This window comes from Gallibacterium melopsittaci, from assembly GCF_042433085.1.
GTDB lineage: Bacteria > Pseudomonadota > Gammaproteobacteria > Enterobacterales > Pasteurellaceae > Gallibacterium > Gallibacterium melopsittaci.
On record NZ_JBHLWA010000001.1, the window covers coordinates 38,434 to 57,403 of the forward strand.

Annotated in this window: 15 protein-coding genes; 12 read left to right on the forward strand and 3 right to left on the reverse strand. The window is 26.2% G+C overall.

Features of this window, described 5'->3' with window-relative positions; all coding sequences use genetic code 11:
• Positions 1–7: 7 nt before the first annotated feature.
• On the reverse strand, positions 8–226 hold the full coding sequence (gene infA / locus ACFFHT_RS00160) for a translation initiation factor IF-1 (RefSeq protein ID WP_013746899.1): 219 nt from the start codon (positions 224–226) through the stop codon (positions 8–10).
• 336 nt (positions 227–562) lie between these two features.
• Between infA and ACFFHT_RS00165 the strand changes: the two genes are divergently transcribed.
• The 12 genes from ACFFHT_RS00165 (at position 563) to ACFFHT_RS00220 (ending at position 14,908) form a co-directional block, all read left to right on the forward strand.
• Complete coding sequence (locus ACFFHT_RS00165; protein WP_382372324.1) at positions 563–1,723, forward strand: LPS O-antigen chain length determinant protein WzzB; 1,161 nt, start codon at positions 563–565, stop codon at positions 1,721–1,723.
• Between the two features lie 273 nt (positions 1,724–1,996).
• Positions 1,997–2,785: a glycosyltransferase gene (locus ACFFHT_RS00170; RefSeq protein WP_382372326.1), complete on the forward strand. Its 789-nt coding sequence runs from the start codon at positions 1,997–1,999 to the stop codon at positions 2,783–2,785.
• A 26-nt stretch (positions 2,786–2,811) separates the two neighbouring features.
• The gene (locus tag ACFFHT_RS00175; RefSeq protein WP_382372328.1) at positions 2,812–4,254 is read left to right on the forward strand and encodes an oligosaccharide flippase family protein; all 1,443 of its coding nucleotides are present in this window, start codon (positions 2,812–2,814) and stop codon (positions 4,252–4,254) included.
• 121 nt (positions 4,255–4,375) lie between these two features.
• Positions 4,376–5,188 carry a glycosyltransferase family 2 protein gene (locus ACFFHT_RS00180; protein ID WP_382372330.1) on the forward strand — a complete coding sequence of 271 codons (813 nt, stop codon included), beginning with the start codon at positions 4,376–4,378 and terminating at the stop codon, positions 5,186–5,188.
• Positions 5,189–5,199: 11 nt separating this feature from the next.
• Entirely contained in the window at positions 5,200–6,282 is a 1,083-nt protein-coding gene (locus ACFFHT_RS00185) for an EpsG family protein (protein WP_382372332.1), read from the forward strand.
• Positions 6,283–6,293: 11 nt separating this feature from the next.
• Positions 6,294–7,304, forward strand: a complete 1,011-nt coding sequence (locus ACFFHT_RS00190; protein WP_382372334.1) for a glycosyltransferase family 4 protein — start codon at positions 6,294–6,296, stop codon at positions 7,302–7,304.
• A complete protein-coding gene (locus ACFFHT_RS00195; protein ID WP_382372336.1) occupies positions 7,301–8,425 on the forward strand; it encodes a glycosyltransferase family 4 protein in 1,125 nt (374 codons plus the stop codon). The genes ACFFHT_RS00190 and ACFFHT_RS00195 overlap by 4 nt, the downstream gene beginning before the upstream one ends.
• Positions 8,422–9,444, forward strand: a complete 1,023-nt coding sequence (locus ACFFHT_RS00200; RefSeq protein WP_382372338.1) for a mannose-1-phosphate guanylyltransferase — start codon at positions 8,422–8,424, stop codon at positions 9,442–9,444. The genes ACFFHT_RS00195 and ACFFHT_RS00200 overlap by 4 nt, the downstream gene beginning before the upstream one ends.
• A 26-nt stretch (positions 9,445–9,470) precedes the next feature.
• Complete coding sequence (wbaP, locus tag ACFFHT_RS00205) at positions 9,471–10,886, forward strand: undecaprenyl-phosphate galactose phosphotransferase WbaP (protein WP_382372340.1); 1,416 nt, start codon at positions 9,471–9,473, stop codon at positions 10,884–10,886.
• A 12-nt stretch (positions 10,887–10,898) separates the two neighbouring features.
• A complete protein-coding gene (gene rfbB / locus ACFFHT_RS00210; protein ID WP_382372342.1) occupies positions 10,899–11,930 on the forward strand; it encodes a dTDP-glucose 4,6-dehydratase in 1,032 nt (343 codons plus the stop codon).
• Positions 11,920–12,978: a hypothetical protein gene (locus tag ACFFHT_RS00215; RefSeq protein ID WP_382372344.1), complete on the forward strand. Its 1,059-nt coding sequence runs from the start codon at positions 11,920–11,922 to the stop codon at positions 12,976–12,978. Before rfbB ends, ACFFHT_RS00215 begins: the two co-directional genes overlap by 11 nt.
• 172 nt (positions 12,979–13,150) lie before the next feature.
• On the forward strand, positions 13,151–14,908 hold the full coding sequence (locus ACFFHT_RS00220) for a P-loop NTPase fold protein (RefSeq protein ID WP_382372345.1): 1,758 nt from the start codon (positions 13,151–13,153) through the stop codon (positions 14,906–14,908).
• Between the two features lie 372 nt (positions 14,909–15,280).
• On the opposite strand, the gene ACFFHT_RS00225 is transcribed toward ACFFHT_RS00220, so the two are convergent.
• Together ACFFHT_RS00225 and ACFFHT_RS00230 are read right to left on the reverse strand one after the other, a co-directional pair.
• A complete protein-coding gene (locus tag ACFFHT_RS00225) occupies positions 15,281–18,133 on the reverse strand; it encodes an HD domain-containing protein (protein WP_382372347.1) in 2,853 nt (950 codons plus the stop codon).
• Between the two features lie 98 nt (positions 18,134–18,231).
• On the reverse strand, positions 18,232–18,792 hold the full coding sequence (locus ACFFHT_RS00230; protein ID WP_382372507.1) for a RelA/SpoT-related domain-containing protein: 561 nt from the start codon (positions 18,790–18,792) through the stop codon (positions 18,232–18,234).
• Positions 18,793–18,970: the final 178 nt, after the last annotated feature.

The following is an 18,970-nucleotide window of genomic DNA, read 5'->3' on the forward strand; positions in this document are numbered from 1 at the left end:
AAAGATATTAACGACTGCGGAAAACAATACGACCTTTACTTAAATCATAAGGTGTCATTTCAACAGTTACTTTGTCACCAGTTAAAATACGAATATAGTTTTTTCTCATTTTGCCTGAGATATGTGCAGTAACAACGTGTCCATTTTCTAATTCGACACGGAACATTGTGTTTGGCAAGGTTTCTAAAATGGTACCTTGCATTTCAATACTATCTTCTTTTGCCATGTTTCCTCTAAAAAATTACAACAAAAATGGATTAATCAAATAAACAGCTACTTGAGGTAGTTGCATAAAAACGGTGCGATTATACATGGTTATGTCGGTAGCGGAAAGTGAAAAATGTAAAAACTTGAATATGCTTAAGTTGCAATAATAATCAGTATGAGTCAATTTAACATTTTGATTAATAAGGAAAACACTTACTTCTTATTATCAGACATCAACTTAGTTATGTATTTTGTTGCTGTTATACACATAAGTTTTATAAACGTTGCTTGCAAAAATCAAAACATCTTCTAAAATATGCGAGATTTTTTGATTAGTAGGCGAGAGTTTTTTGATATGGAACAGCAAAGAGCGCAAAATGATAGGGATGATGAAATAGATTTAGTTGAACTATTTTCGCTATTATGGAAAAAGAAATTAACTATTTTTATCACTACATTGGTATGTGTATTAATTGCAGCAGGATATGCTTTTACAGCAAAAGAACGTTGGACATCTAAAGCAACTGTAATTATGCCGACATCGGTTGCATTGAAAGAATATAATAATGTACAACAAGAATATGCCCGTATCTTAGGAAATACTTTTGATATTAAAAGTTTATCTCAGCAGATGTTTACTAAATTTACTGAGTTGCTTTATTCATTAGATGAAAGACAATCTTTTCTTGTGAGTTCAGATGTATATAAACAAGCTATTTCTGATGGAAAAACAGAAGAACAGCAAAGAAGTATTATGAATGAGATGGTTACTAAAGATATTTCTATTACGGTACCAGATCTTAAAAAAGATCCAAATGCTTTAGGCATCACAATTAGTTTTTCTGCTGAATCGCCAGTACTAGCACAAAACACCTTAAAGAAATTTATTGATACTATTAATCAACAAGCAGTCACTTTCAATATAGATAATTTTCTGATTGATTATAAGGAAAAGATAGCTGATCTAAAATTTGAACAAAGTAAGATTCAACAAGATTTGGAAGTACAAAAGAAAGTTAAGTTAGAAAAGTTAAACAAAGCATTAGAAGTTGCAACAAAAGCAGGAATTACAGATTTAGTGAAAACTGGAGAGAATAATTCTGAATTAGCTATGTTAGCATTGATGAAATCAAATGATACAGCCATTTCAGTTTCTGTACCACAAACACAATTGCAATCACAATTACCTCAGTTGCAACTAACAGACAATCCTTATTTGTTCATGCTAGGAACAAAGTATCTAACATCGCAAATTGAAGTAGTGAGTTCTACTAATATTATTTATCCGCAACGATATTATGAGATTCAAGCACAATTAGAGCATTTAGAGAAATTAGGACAGAACTTAAAAAATATAAAGGCAGATGCTTTTACTTATTTATCTTCTCCTGATTATCCTGTGGTTAAAGATGCTCCTAAGAGATTGTTAATTTTATTGGTAGGGGCTTTATTGGGATTAATTTTATCAATTATTTATATATTTATTAATAATATATTTTCTGAACAAGAAAGTTGATAGTTATTAAGTTATAAATAAAAAATATTTTTTATTTTCTTACTTTAAGAATAAAAAGTAATTTAAATTTAGAATACATAGTATATTTAATGTTACTAGTAGGTAATGGAGATATAATAATACAATTCATATTTTAAACGATCTAATGTCGTTTAATGAATCAGTTAAAAGACTAAATTTAACTAATATTATTTTTTATGAAAAGATAAATAAGAAATATACTTGTATAAATATAAAAAAATTTTTTAACTTTAATAAGGAAAAATAAAATTTATGGAACTAGAAGCTATACAAATGTTATGGATTGGGGAAAAATTGAGCCCTATTGAACAACTATCAATTCGTTCTTTTTTAGCTAATGGGCATCCAGTTCATTTATATGTATATGAAGATGTAATTGGAATCCCAGAGGGAACAACTGTACTGAATGCAAATGAAATAATTCCATCAAATCAAATATTTAAGTTTTTAGGTTCATATGCAGCATTTGCAGATCTTTTTAGATGGAAATTGTTATTAGATAAAGGGGGTTATTATTCAGATATGGATGTAATTTGTATTAAGCCTTTTAGATTTCAATGTGATATCATCGTTGGGTGGGAACAAAATGGGACTTTATTAACGCCAACAATTATGAAATTTCCAGCCAAAAGTCCATTAGTAGAAATAATGTATAATAGTGCAAAATATCCACTCAAGATATTTAGGCATGATAATTGGAAAGTAATATTGAAAAAATTATATTATTTTCTTACTAGGAAAGAAATGAAGGCAATAGGTTGGGGAGAGTGTGCTGGACCATTAGCATTATCTAGAGCATATTTTTATTATCAATATAACAAGAAAATTATTCCTCTGGATAGTGATGTTTTTTATCCAATTTATTGGACTAAGGTTAAAAAATTTATTGAACCAGATGCGATTAGTATAGATAGTTTACCTAAAAGTACTCATGCAGTTCATTTATGGAACGAAGTATGGAAAAGAGAAGGTATGGATAAGAATAAAAGATACGCATCTAATACATTGTTAGGTGAATTATTTAATAAATATTATAAATAATAATATTTTTCTTAGAGAAGGTAATTTTGAAAACATCTTTAATTGCTAATGCTATATTTAATTTATTTTATACACTATCCTCAGTTATATTTCCCGTAGCTATAATGGCTTATATATCTAGGATATTGTTACCTGATGGGATAGGAGTTATTTCATATGCTCAGAATTTATCATATTATTTTGTTATTCTAAGTACTGTAGGTTTTTCTTATTATGGCATTAAACAGATTGCTAAAGTAAAGGATGATACTGAGGAAACGAATAGGGTATTTTCAGAAATATTTCTATTAAGTGTAATATTTTCAGTATTTTCTTCTATATTATATATAGTTTTAATTGCATCTGTATCGAGTTTAAAAAATGAATTTACTTTATATTTGATGTATGGAATACAAATCTTTCTAGGATTTACTAATATAGATTGGTTTTACAAAGGAAAAGAAGACTTTGTTTATATAACTGTCAGAAGTTTTATATTAAGAATAATAACATTAGTTTTTATTTTTACTATGGTTAAAACTAAAGATGATTATCTAGTTTTTGCGTTTCTAATGAGTTTTGGAATGATCTCTAATCATATAGTAAATATCTTTTATTTAAAAAAGTATATTAAATTTGTGATAAAAGGTCTTAATATAAAAAGGCATGTTAATATAGTGTTTTATTGGTCTCTTTTAGGTTTGTTAAGTTGCATTTATAATAATATAGATATAACTATTTTAGGATTTTTTGGAACTAATCATGATATTGGCATATACTCTAACTCTATAAAATTAATTAATTCTTTAGTTTCTATTTGTACCGCAATTTCAGCTGTCTTGTTACCTAGACTGAGTTATGTATTTAAACATGATAGGAAACAATTAAATGATATTTTAGATAATGCATTTAGTGTTATTTGTTTTATAGTTTTTCCAGCAGTTATACTATTAATAGTATTATCTAATTCTATAGTGGATATTTTTTTTGGTGTAGATTTTTATGAAGTTGCTACTTTAGTAAAATTTCTTTCGGTTATAGTTTTTATAAAAGTTTTTGGTGATTTATTTTGTTTTCAATTATTAATTGCATCAAATAATGAAAAAAAGAGATTGCCTATTAATCTATGGGGAGTAATTATTAATATAATCCTTAATATTGTTCTTATTCCTTTTTTTAGCTACTATGGTTCTATTTTAGCTTTATTGATTACTGAATTGCTAGTAAATATATATTTGTTTGTGATTGTTTATAAAAAAGTTAGATTCAAAATAAATTATTTTTTTCCATTATCCATTGGAATATTAGGTAGTGTGATTTTGTGTATAACTAGTCTTTTTTTAGAATCTTATGATGTATCAATATTTTTTAATACAATATTTAGTATCAGTGTATATGTAATATTTAATTTTCTTGTTAAAAATCCAATTATAGATAAGTTTCTTGATATTTTTCATAAAAAATACAGAATCTTCTTTTTTAAAAGATAGGAATAAGAATCTTTTATAGTAGAGTAAATAGTTTTACTAAATAAAATATTTATCATTAAGGTGAAAATGGTAATTTTTTATATAGAGGAAAAATAATAATATTTATGATAGGACATTGTTTATGAAAATATCATTAATCATGGCGACATTAGGAAGAACAAAAGAAATATATAATCTTCTTGATTCTTTAGTTTCTCAAACTTATAAAAATTTTGAATTAATAGTAGTCGATCAGAATGAACATTATGAAGTTAAGAATATAATAGATAAATTTTTAAATAAATTAGATATAAAATATATTAGAAGTAATATTAAAGGTTTATCTATAAATAGAAATATTGGACTTAAATATTGTGACGGAGATATAGTAGCATTTCCTGATGATGACTGCTTTTATTCTAATAATGTGTTAGAAGAAGTTTATAAAATCTTTATGGATAAAGATATTAAATTAGCTTTAATAGAAGCTATAGATCCAGTAACAAATGAAATTTATATATCTTTCAACTTAAACATTATAAGAAAAAATATTATAAAATATAGTCTTTCCTGTAATATTTTTTTGAAATATGACAGAAACTATTTATTTGATGAAAAGCTTGGTGTTGGAACCTATTTTTCTTCTGGTGAAGAGACAGATTATTTGTGGCAACAGTTATCTTCAAAAGATAAAATTATCTTTATAAAAGATGCTTACTTATATCATTTAAAAGGTGGCTATAATGCTTTAACTTTTAGAAAAGCATATAAATATGGTCTAGGTTTCGGAGCAATATTTAAAAAAGATATATTTCTCAGAAAGAATTATGGTAATATTATTTTATTTCTTAATTATTTATTAAGAAGTATTGGGGGAATCCTTATATCAAGGAATAAAAAAATGTATATTGGATCTTTTTTTGGTAGAATAATTGGATTTATAAAATATAAATAATAGGAAAATTTATGTTATATTATTTTATTCCAATATATGCTTTTTTAGTATATTTTATTGGATATTTAATCAATCCTAAAGGAGTATATGGGACATTATGGAATATACTTTCTTTACTCCCAATTATTTTATTTTTATCATATATAGCAATATTTAGAGATATATCTATAGGGACGGATACAGAAAATTATGAAAAAATTTTTCTTCAATCTGAAGAAGGAATAGAGTTTAGCTATATATTTTTATCTGATTTTGTAAAATCAATTGGGGGAGATTTTAGACTATTTATCTTTTTTGTATTTTTATTAGCTTTTTGTTCTAAGTTGTTCTCATTTTTCAAGGCATCTTATTCTTTACATCTGTCCTTATTAATTTATTCTGGTATGTGGTACTTAGTATATGATATGAATGGAATTAGACAAGGGATGGCACTGGGTTTTATTTGTATTTCATACTATTTTATTTTTAATAGTAAAATAATATATTCATTTATTTTTACTTGTATAGCATCTTGTTTTCATTATACTGCGATTATTTTTATTCCTTTTTTATTGATTCATAAAATTAAATGTTCTAAAAAAATATTATATTTGATACTATTATTCTCTTTAGTGTTGGGAGGAATTAATTTTTCAGAAGTTATTATTAGTTTTCTATCTAATTTTCAATATTTGCAGTTGAGATTAATAGACAGAGTCTTATCTTATCAAGCAGATGAACTTTTTAATACTAATGTATTTTATTCATTTAAGACTGTGTCTAGACTATTTATTATTTTTATTGTTATATTTTTTATTGATAAAATAAATGCTGATAAACAGTATAAAAACATTGTTTTATGGGGAATGTTAATAAATTTTTTTATTTATTGTATTTTTAGTCAGTATGAAATAATAGGAGTGAGATTATCATTATATTATCGATTGTCAGAAATATTTTTCTTTTCTATGCTACCTTTAGCTTTCAAGAATAATATTTCAAGAGTTATTGTTGTTGGATTATTGTGTTTATATGTGAGTCTTAATGTATATCAGATACTATCTTTACCTAATAATAACTTATATCCTTACAAGTCTTTTATTTCTATCATATAGAGGGATATTATATGATTATTTTTGACACACGCTGGGTAGGAAATAATGGTATAGGGCGATTTTCTAAAGAAGTGTATGATAGACTTTATTTAGAAAAATGTAATTTAAGTGGTAGTCCAGTTAGTCCATTAGATCCTTTTAAATTATCATTAATTTATAAAAATATGGATAGAAAAACTTTATTTCTATCACCAGGTTATAATGGACCATTGTTCTCTGATATTTCATATATTCTGACTATACATGATATTAATCATATAGATAGAAAGGAAAATAGTAATATTTTTAAAAGAATTTATTATCGAACGGTATTATTTAAATTAGTAAGCAATGCAAAATTGATTTTTACTGTGTCTGAATTTTCTAAGGAAAGAATTTTAGATTATTTTCATATAGATAAAAATAAAGTGATAGTAGTTGGTAATGGAGTTTCTGAAGAATTTTCAACGATTGGTAATAAATTTGATATAGGTAATCCATATATATTATGCGTAAGTAATAGAAAAAAACACAAAAATGAAGAAGGGTTGCTAGATGCTTTTTCTCGTTCTAATATTCCTAAATATGTAAAACTTATTTTTACAGGGAAGGAAACAGAAGAATTAAAAGAACTAATAGCAGAGTTAAATTTGGACAATCGAGTAATATTTATAGGAAAAGTTTCGAATGCTCAGTTATCTGATTTGTATAGAGGGGCTGTATTTACTATTTTTCCTTCATTTTATGAAGGATTTGGTTTGCCTATAGTTGAGTCTTTTGCCTGTGGTACACCTGTTATCACATCTAATGTGACTTCTATGCCTGAAATCGCAAAAGACGGAGCAATACTTATTAATCCTAATAATATAGAAGAAATTATTAATTCTATAGATTTGCTTTTTAATGATACTGATTTGCAAAAATCTTTATCACAAAGAGGAATAGAAATTGCAAAAGAATATACTTGGGAAAATACTGTAAATAAAATAAGAAATGCTATTTTAGATTTAGGATATAACTTAGAATTGAGAGATAAAGCATGAAAAAAGCTCTTATTCATGATTGGTTTTCTGTTTATGCTGGTGCAGAAAAATGTATTAGTAGTTTTACTAATATTTGGGATGATTTTGATATTTATAGTCTGATAGATTTTTTAAGTGATAAGGATAGAAATTTAATACTTAAAGGTAAAAAGGCTAATATCAGTTTTATACAAAATTTGCCAAAAGCAAAAGAAAAATATCGAAATTATTTACCTCTATTTCCTTTTGCAATAGAGCAATTTAATTTAGAAGAATATGATCTTATATTATCATCTTCACATTGTGTTGCTAAAGGAGTATTAACTCATAGTGAGCAGTTACATATTAGTTATATTCATACTCCAATTAGATATGCATGGGATTTATACTTTCGATATTTAAAGGAAAGTGGATTAGATAGAGGTATTAAAAGTATTATTGCTAAATACTTTTTACATAAATTAAGATTATGGGATATATCAACTATTAATCGAGTTGATCACTATATAGCAAATTCCCAATATATTTCAAATAGAATCAAAAAAGTATATGGTAGAGATTCTGATGTTATCTATCCTCCAGTAGATATAAATAAATTTACTATTTGTGATTCTAAAGAAGAGTTTTTTTTAACAGCTTCTCGGTTAGTACCATATAAAAAAATAGATTTAATTGTAGAAGCATTCTCTAAAACGAAGAAAAAGTTAGTTGTTGTGGGGACAGGACCAGACATGGACAAGATTAAGTCTAAGGCATCTAGTAATATTGAGATATTAGGATATCAGGAAGATTCAATATTGATAGATTTAATGAGGAAAGCAAAAGCATTTGTATTTGCTGCAGAAGAGGATTTTGGAATTATACCAGTTGAAGCTCAGGCCTGCGGAACACCAGTTATTTGTCTTTCTAAAGGGGGGACAAGAGAGACTGTAATTAATAATAAAACAGGAATATGGTTTGATAGGCAAGATATTCCTAGTTTATTGGATGCTTTAGATAAATTCGAAAAAAAGAGAAGTGAATTTGATCCCCTTATTATTAGAGAGAATGCTACACGATTTTCAGTAGAACGCTTTGAAAGTGAAATAAAATCTTATGTAGAGCAAAAATATAACTTATTTCAAGAGAGAAAATATAAATGATAAATCTTATTCTTTGTGGTGGAGCTGGTACTAGATTATGGCCTTTGAGTACAACAAAAATGCCAAAACAATTTGTTAGATTATTTGAAAATAAGTCACTTTTTCAGATGAATATTGAACGTAATAAAGAACATTGCGGTCATCATTTAATAGTATCTAATGTTGGGCAGTATTTATTGGCACTAGAACAAGCGAATGAAATTTATGATAGAAACATAAGCTATATTTTAGAACCAATTGGTAGAAATACAGCACCAGCAATCGCATTAGCTTGTTTTTCCTTAAAATATGATGATGTGATATTGGTAACCTCATCAGATCATTTAATTAGAGATGATTTTGAATATCAGAAGGCTGTTGAAAAAGCAAGAGGGTATGCTGAGCAAGGTTTTTTAGTTACTTTTGGATTATATGCTAAATATCCAGAAGTAGGATTTGGATATATAGAAACACATGATAAAGAAAATGTAGAAGAGTTCCATGAAAAGCCGGACTTTGAAACAGCAAAACAATATATTGAAAGTGGAAATTATTATTGGAATAGTGGAATGTTTTGTTTTAAAGCTGGTGTTTTTCTTGAAGAATTAAAAAAATATTCACCAGATATTTATTCTAAAGCCTATACAGCATTTCATAATATGAATACAAATGAGGATAATGTTTCTTTTATTCATGAAAATGATATGAAAAATATTCCTGCAAATAGTATTGATTATGCAGTAATGGAATATTCAAAGAAAATTAAAGTAGTGTGTGCAGATTTTGGTTGGTCAGATGTAGGTAGTTTTGATTCATTGTCAACAGAGTATATAAAAGATAATAATGAAAATGCTTCAAATATAGAAAAATTTATAGCAATAAATAGTCATAATAATTTTGTTTTTAGTGATAAAAAAATTGTGGCTACTATTGATATTAATGATCTATTAATTATTAACTTAGACGATGCCTTATTGATTTCTAAAAAAGGTTCATCTCAAAAAGTGAAAGATATTGTATCATTATTGAATGATAAATAAAGATCATGAATGGGCTTACTAAAAATATGAATAAAGAATTACTATGTAAATCAATATTGGCAAGTGTCGATTTTATACTTGTTTATTTTTCTTTTTTTCTTAGTATTGAACTATTAAATTTCGTTAGTAGTGATTTTTCACATTTTTTACCACAAGCAGAATACTTTAGAAGAGAGATAATACATATTGTATTATCTCTTTTATGTGTTGCTTGGTTTTGGACTCGATTACGTCATTATACATACCGAAAACCATGTTGGTTTGAGTTAAAAGAAATTATTCGAACATTATTGATTTTTGCAATTTTTGAATTGGCAATTATTGCTTTTTCTAAATTATTCTTTTCTAGATATTTATGGGGATTAACTTGGATTATTGCTTTAATAATTGTTCCTTTAGGTCGTTTTTTTGTTAAAAAATTGTTAATAAAATCAGGCTTGTATACTAAAAATACCATTATTATTGGATCAAAGAAAAATGCGTTAGATGCTTATATGGCACTAACTAGTGAACCTTATTTAGGTTTGAAAATAATACAATTTGTAAATATTGATAGTGGATTTATGGAGGAAGAAATTAGAAAAACAGGAATTTCTATTGTTAATGCAGATAAGGTTGATTTTACTGATACGTCCATGCAATTTATTCTTGCATTGGAAGAAAATGAAGATGTTTTTCGAGATTTATGGTTGAGAAAATTAACGAAAAAAAATTGTCGATCTATTTCTATTGTACCAACTGTACGAGGTATACCACTTTATAGTACAGATATGGCATTTCTTTTTAGTTATGAAGTTATGCTATTACGAGTACATAATAATTTAGCTAAAAGAACATCACGTTTTTTAAAGCGGGCTATGGATATCATGGGCTCATTATCATTAATTATTTTATTATCACCATTATTACTTACTTTATATTATTTAGTTTCAAAAGATGGTGGAAATGCTATTTATGGGCATACTCGAATAGGTCGTCACAAAAAGCCATTTAAATGCTTAAAGTTTCGCTCAATGGTGTTAAATTCTCAGGAAGTATTACAACAAGTACTTGCTAATGATCCTGTTGCTAGAGCAGAGTGGGAGCAGGATTTTAAATTGAAAAATGATCCTAGGATTACAAAAGTAGGGCACTTTTTGCGTAAAACAAGCTTAGATGAATTACCTCAGTTATTTAATGTATTAAAAGGCGAAATGAGTTTAGTTGGACCTAGACCGATCGTTAAAGCAGAGTTAGCGAGATATAACGAAGATATTGATTACTATCTAATGGCTAAACCAGGAATGACTGGTTTATGGCAGGTGAGTGGTCGTAATGATGTGGATTATGCGACACGAGTTTATTATGATTCATGGTATGTTAAAAATTGGTCTATTTGGAATGATATTGTAATTCTATTTAAGACAATTAAAGTTGTATTAAATCGTAGTGGGGCTTATTAATATTTTTTATTCATGAAAATTCTCATCACAGGCGGAGCTGGGTTTATCGGCTCCGCTGTTATTCGTTATATTCTCCAATCAACTCCTCATCAAGTAATTAATCTTGATAAACTTACTTATGCGGCGAATCTTTTATTTTTAGAAACAATTCAATCTAATTCAAGATATTTTTTTGAGAAAGGCGATATTTGTGATCGTGAATTACTTGATAAAATTTTTTCAATGTATCAGCCTGATGCAGTTTTGCATTTAGCTGCTGAAAGTCATGTTGATCGCTCTATTAATAAACCAGCTACTTTTATAGAAACTAACATTATTGGTACATATACGTTGCTTGAGACAGCACGACATTATTGGGAATCATTGTCTACTAAAAAGAAAAAGAATTTTCGCTTTTTACATATTTCGACAGATGAGGTGTATGGTGATTTACAAGATAAGCAAACTTTTTTTACGGAAGATACCGCGTATGCACCAAGTAGTCCATATTCCGCGTCAAAAGCAGCAAGTGATCATCTTGTTCGTGCTTGGCATAGAACATATGGTTTGCCAGCAATAGTAACGAATTGTTCTAATAATTATGGTCCTTACCAATTTCCAGAAAAATTGATCCCACTCACGATTTTGAATGCTTTGTCAGGAAAACCATTACCGATATATGGTAATGGTTTACAGGTACGTGATTGGTTATATGTTGAAGATCATGCAAAGGCATTGTATCGAGTGTTGCTACACGGACGAACTGGTGAAACATACAATATTGGTGGGAATAATGAACGCACAAATATTGAAGTAGTAACAATGATTTGCCAAATTTTGGAAGAATTAGCACCAAATAAACCAAAAGGAATTATTGCTTACCAAGATCTTATTACTTATGTCGCAGATAGAGCAGGACATGATGTACGTTATGCAATTGATGCCACGAAAATTCAGCAAGAGTTGGATTGGTATCCGGAAGAAACATTTGAGAGTGGATTGAGAAAAACGGTGATGTGGTATTGGAGTGCTCTAAAATTAAATGGGGGATATTATGAAATATAGAGTTCATAGAAATATGAAAACGAATAAATATATAAATTATATGAAAAATAATGTGAGTTTTATTAGCCTTTGTTTATCAATACTCTTTCCTATTGCCTTTGTATTTAATATTTTATTTTTTTGGGGATATCTCATAGAGATTAAGTCAATAAATCTCCTTCCATCTGTGTTATTAAATGGCAATCTTCCCGTTGTAATATTTTTATCTTTATACTTCTTTTATGTTCTACTTTATATACCAATATTTTTAACCAGAATGAATTTTATTAAGAAGTATATTGTTAACCTAAAAGAATTGATAATATTTATAATTAGTAACATATTTGAGTATATCTTATTTTATAGTGCTTTTTTGTGGGATGAAAGATATGTTTTACTTTTAACTTTATTAAACCTTTCTGCTTATTGTGTTTTGTATAAAATAAAATATAAAAATTTATTTTCTCTTAATTTTTTTAATAATTTTTTCCAAAATTTTCTTTATTCATTGATGTCATTTATAATGATGCCTTTTTTTATCTTTTTTCTGTTTTATTATGATACAGATAAATTTTTTGATAAAAATGTATTTAGTGAAGTATATATAATATATTGTATATTATTATTATTCATAGGAACTATTTTTTTAATAAATAAAAATCATATTGAGTATTTATCAAATCGTTTAAAGTGTCTAAAAAGATTAGAAATAAATAATATTAATTATATAAAAGTTTTTTTTATACTTTGTTCTTTATCTATTTTACTGATAATGTTTCTTCCACAAGTTAAAGTAAATAAATCTGTAATGATTTTTATGGGAGTTAGAGATGCAAAAGATAAATGTTATCAGATAGAAAATAATTTTTTTGATAATAACTTTTTATCTTCAGAGAATAATGACTTTGAATTTAATTCTGAAGCAAAATGCTATAAAGGAAAAATTTTATGGAGAATAGGAGATACATATGTATTTCAATTCTTTAATAAGAAAGATTCTGATGATGAAGCATTCATTTTTCAATTGAAAAAAGAGGATATTTATCTTGTCCAAGGGGTTAAAAAATAGCAATTATGTTTAAAATAATTGTGATAATAAATTATATGAAGAATTGCATTATTTAAATTATAATTATAAATATTTAATTTAAATTAGTATGGATAGATTATTGAATGAATTGGGTCATAAGTTTAATTAGTACTTAATAAAATGTTGCTTGAGGTATATTAAGGTATTATGTATGAGAGAAGTTGATGAATTTTATAAGTATTTAGATCATTATTTAGCGAAAGAGAAGACAGATTATGCAACATTGCTAACAGGTAATTGGGGTGTGGGAAAAACATATTTCATTAAAGAATATATAGAATCAAGAAAAAGAGGAAATTATAAAAATAAATTTATCTATATTAGTCTTTTTGGCCTAAAAAGTATAAAAGAAGTTAAAGATTCTATTTTTCAAGGAATCCATCCATTTCTATCTTCTAAAATTACGAAAAATATAGTGAAATTAGTTAAGGGATCAATAAATGCTACTACAAAAATTCATATAGTAGATGATTATGAGAGTAATATTGAATTTTCTATCAATTCTAATTATTTCAATTCTATTATGAAGGAAGATAATGGGAAAAAATTTTTTATATTTGATGACTTAGAGAGAACATTAATACCTATAGAAGAGATATTGGGGTTTATTAATCTTTTAGTGGAACATCATAATAACAAAGTAATTTTGATTGCTTCAGAAAATATGATTGAAAATTCGAAAATGACTTATTTTAATAAGTTTAAAGAAAAAGTGGTTAATAAAACTATAAATCTTTATTTAAATGAAAAAACTATCTGGATAGATCTTCTGAATAAATATGGAAAATTTTTCTGTCAAAAAGATATCAATATAATAAAAGATTTATTTGAAAAGTTTGGAAATAATAATTTGAGATGTCTATTAAGAACATTCGATAATTTCTTTTACATTAAAGAGTTTATAGAAACTGATCTTTTTGAAAATAAGCTATTTAAAGAAATTTTTATTCAATATTTTTTTTATTTGTCTTTGTTATATAAATTAAAAAATAGTTTTGATGCTGCATGGTCTACTATTGAAAAGCAACATTTTTCTGATTATCAATTTCTTAATAATAAAGTATGGGAAAATATTATTTTAGGAGTTCCTGTCAAAAATTTAAATGAATTAATTTCTCAACATTTTATTTTTAAATCAGAAAATGATAAACCAAATTGGATTAAATTATGGAAATGGCCTGACTTAGAGAAGGAAGAGTTTTATGAAGTATTATATAAAGTAAAAAAAGAATATATCGAATTTAAATATAATGATTTGAGTATAGTTATGCATGTTTTTAGATTATTAGCATTTTTTTATAAAAAAGATATTCGATTGGATTTGGAATTATCTTGTATGGCAGATGTTGCGAAAAAGTATATATATGATAATAGGTTAAAAGAAAGTTGGGTAAAAAGTAAAGCTTTTGATTTATTGTCTAATGGTAGTGGGTATGGCTATATAGAGATAGAAGATAAAGAAATTAATGATATGTTTGATGAAATTAAATCTACACATGATTTAATTAAAAGAGAATATGAGGCTTATAAAGAGAGTATTTTAATAAAGGAGATAGAAAATTTGATTAAGTTAAAAGATGAGGCTAAGCTTAATGAGTTAATTTGTAAAACATATGAATACTACCCTATTATGCATAAAATAGGATCTGATTTTGTTAAAAAAATGAAAATTAATTCTATATATTTATTGTTATCATTTTTTGGTTATAGATATTCTGAAACTAAGAGGCTAGATGGAAAAAGTATAATATTTCATTTATATCCTGAGTTAACATTTTTAGAATTAATGAGAGAAAGGTTAATCATTATTAATGAAGAAGAAAGCGATAAATTTATAAAAATTAAAGTAGATATGACGTTAAAAAAATTAAATAAATTTATTAGTATATTTTATCAATATAAAAGTTAAAATTAGCATATAGGACAAAAAAGTTGTTAATTGTTATTTCTGATAATTCTTACAACTTTTCTTATTAAGAATCCTGCATAATATTTTATCATAAATAGAAAATTGATATAGCGCTTTAAATTGGCATAAACCTCCTCTTATATGATGATATTTATAAGAAAAATAACCATTTTCGTTGGTTTTATCATTCCTCTCTTTTAAAAACGCTTGATGTTCAATATCTAATTGTCGATAGAATTCACTTCTGAGCTTCACATGAGAGTTTTTATAATTATTGTTAATTCTTTACACCCACTTGTGATTGATGCTTTTTTCTTAAATTTATCATTACAATCTTATTTTGTTGCTAATTGAGTATTATCTTTTAAAAAGCTAATTCAGAATGTTTTTTAAATGATCTATTAATTTATTATTAAGTATAATTATCCCTTCTAGAGTAATTTCTGAATTTTTTCTATTTGTGTAGATCCAATTGATAAATTTTTCTGATGAGTCCCAAAAAAGATCTCTATCGTTGGGGGAAAGATTAAAATTAATGGGTAAAATCAGTAGATCGTCATTTGGTATTGTATATTTAAATATATCACCATATGCAGTAGCTTTTTCTTTTATAGCTAAATCTCTAAATTCTCCCCAAGCTGGAAAAAATAATCGACAACCTCTTGTGTGAGAAAACTTATTTTGAATAATCTTTCTCATATATGTATTTGTAACAGGCATAGTATCATTTTTATAAAATTGATAAGTTGTTTTATAAATAAATTGATTGGTATTTAAAGTTTCTTGATTAATGCAATAGAATAAATTCTTATTTTTAAAATAAAAAAGTAAGTATTTTATTATTTCTGATTTTATAGAATTATTAATAATATATTCGTTCTTTTTAATATTATAATTAATAGTATAATCAGTATCTATTTCTGATATGTAAGGTATTTCATTATTATATATTTTATGCAAAAGTTTTTCTAGGGATAATGTTGGTTTGTTGAAAAAGGAAATTTGTAATTTATTTATATATTTGATAATGTTTTTATTTTTGTTTTCTAAGCCTGGATATGTTAATAAATAGTTTAGTGCAGCAAATGGTTTATCTTCGTCAGATAGATTATTGAAATTTTCTATAATGTATTCAGAAATAGTTAAATATATCTTTTTTCGTATGTTGGAATCAGCTTCTGGCAATACGCTTTCTCTGTTGTAACTAAGAAGTTTATCTGCACTATCTGAATAAATGTCAGCATCAAATTGTATACCAGTGAAGCGTAATAAAAACTTTGGTATTCTTTGCCCTCTAAAAAAAGTATGTATATGACAAATTTTATCTTCAAATCTAATATTACTTAATAGAATATTATGTTCTTTACTAAAATAGTAATATTCCTTTTCTTTTATAAGAGAAGAGGGGGCAATAGCATTTTTTATATTAATTTTGATTGGTGCATGTAGACTAAATTTTTTTATTTTATTTATAAGAGATATTCTTTTGACAAAATCTAATCTAAAAGAAGGACTAGTAATATCGTATTCTTTTAATCTATTAGTTATCTGAAAATTGATATCATCATCAAAAGAATAACTATATCTTTCAGGGAATTTTTCAATTCTAATAGCTATTTTAAATTCACATCCATACGAAGTAATATTATCAACCTCTTCAATTGTAATACCTTTTATTTTATGAAAATGAATTTTTAGATTTTTTTGATCAAAAATAGATCTACTTGTAATATAAAATTCATCAGCTAATAAAAATGCACTTTGTAGACCTATACCAAATATACCAGAAGGCTTAAACCATGTAGGCATTTCTTCTAGAATTTTTTGTTTGTATGTATTATTTCTTGACCCCCCGATTTCTAGCATATAGGTAAGATCATTTATACTAATTCCAATCCCTTGATCTTTGATAGTCAATAGCCATATATTTTGTCCATCTTCTTTAAGTTCAACATCAATTTTATAATTATTTACTAAATCAACAAATTGTGTATCTATGGGCGATAGATTAGAAAAGTCATATTTGTGTTTGTTTTCAATCCAAATTCGATATAAAGTAGCATCGATAGCATTTTGTAATATTTCACGTATACTATCAAAATAAGAGCTATATAATCCTGTTCCTCTTATTAAATTAAGCAAACTTTGTTTATTAATATTAAATGATGGTTTTTTACCTTCCTGAATAATTAAGAAAGGTTTTTGAATCTTGACTACTGGATTCATTAGGGTTGGTAATCTACCTAGTGTTTCACTAGGAACAATTTTATCCCAATATTGTGTTTGCTTATGATATTCAAATTTTAACCATTCAAACCAATCAAATGCAGTTTCATAAGATTCGGGTGTTGGGCAGTGACATTCAATTTCAATACGTTCAGAATCTAAGCGAAAATGTTGTACTGAAAGATGTTTATCTTTATGAGCTTTGCTAATAATAGGCAGATTATTACCATGTATACTCATCATTACTGGACAGAATCTATTATCATCAATATCAAGAAGATCAGCTATTCTTAATAAACAGGCAACATATCTAGGATGGCAATCTTCTGTAGCTAAACCAGCTTCAGCTTTTGGAAGAGCTGCTATCATATCATCAAAATCACTACCATGGGCTTTGCAGATTTTGGCTAGGATATTGAATAAGCGTTTGGGAAGAAGCTCATTTCTGGAAGAGTTTAAACCTATTTCTTCTACTGGATTTCTAACAATGTTGGCAGAATTTAAGGGATGTTTTTTTCTAAACCATTCAGCAAGTAGTTGCGTATATTGTTGTATAAAGTCATGAGATGCAGATTTTTGAGGTAATATAGCTTGATTATCTAGCCAATTTTGTGCAAACAAGGATAATTCATGATCTTTATGCATTGCTAATTGTTTTATAAAATTCTGAAATTCTTCAGAATCTATATCTTGTATTTGTTTCTTTGTAATAACCATACCAATATCATGGTTATAGGCTGATTCTAGTATTAACCATAGATCAGTTGCAGATAAATATTGCATTTTATCTCCTAATAATCTTTCAATATTGATAATTATTTGGTTAGAATGAGATGCGTCATGACGGCTATAATGAGAGAAAATAATATTAACATTTTGCAATGCTTTACTGATTAACTCTTTGTCAAAGTCCCATTGAGATTTCAGGTGTTGTAATTGTGGGTGTTTTTGGCAAGCAAGATCAAAATAACGTTCTAAGCTATAAAAAGTTGTACTCATTTATATATACCTTGAATAAAAATAATCATCTACATCTACATCTACATCTACATCTACATCTACATCTACATCATTTTTAAAGGGAATTATTTGTTTGATTATTTAACAAACCCTCTCTTATATTTCATATGACTTTGAATATTTCTTTCAGCATCTTTCTTATCCCAAATTTGTAATTCCCAAGGATAATAGAAATTGCTAGAATTTTTAAAATAAATATGAATGCCGATATATTCTTCTTTATCTCTAAGATACCAATTTTTTAATCCATATTTTTCTTTCCAATTATCGAGTTGTTCCATAATTTGTGAAATATCTTCACTAGAAACAATAATTCGTGCGCCAAAGATATCGTTTAAAATACTATTAACAGGGTAGCCTTCACTTCGCTGTTGAAAACGCTTTATCTTATCTAAGATGGATTCAGATGTTTTTACTCGATAAAAATAAGATATATCATACAGATCTGCACGATATAGATAATCATTAATTGACTCATGCAGATTTAAGCGATACGCAAGGATATGTTCTACAGGGACTTTAGAAAGGGTATGTTTTAGATTGACTTTTTCAATTTTGCCTGTTTCAAAGTAGTCTTGTGAAAATGCAAAATGAACTTTATTAATTTCATCAATAAGGCGTTCAACTTTTTTTAGCATATTCATTTATCTTATCTTCAAATAGTTTATTTAATACATTCAAGTATATAATGAAGAATAATATATCACATAATAATACATTCAGTATTAAAAATATATTGGCATAGCTACTAAAAAATTAATATGAGTAAAAAGAAATATTGAAAAATTACACTAGAGCTATTGTCATATCTAATCT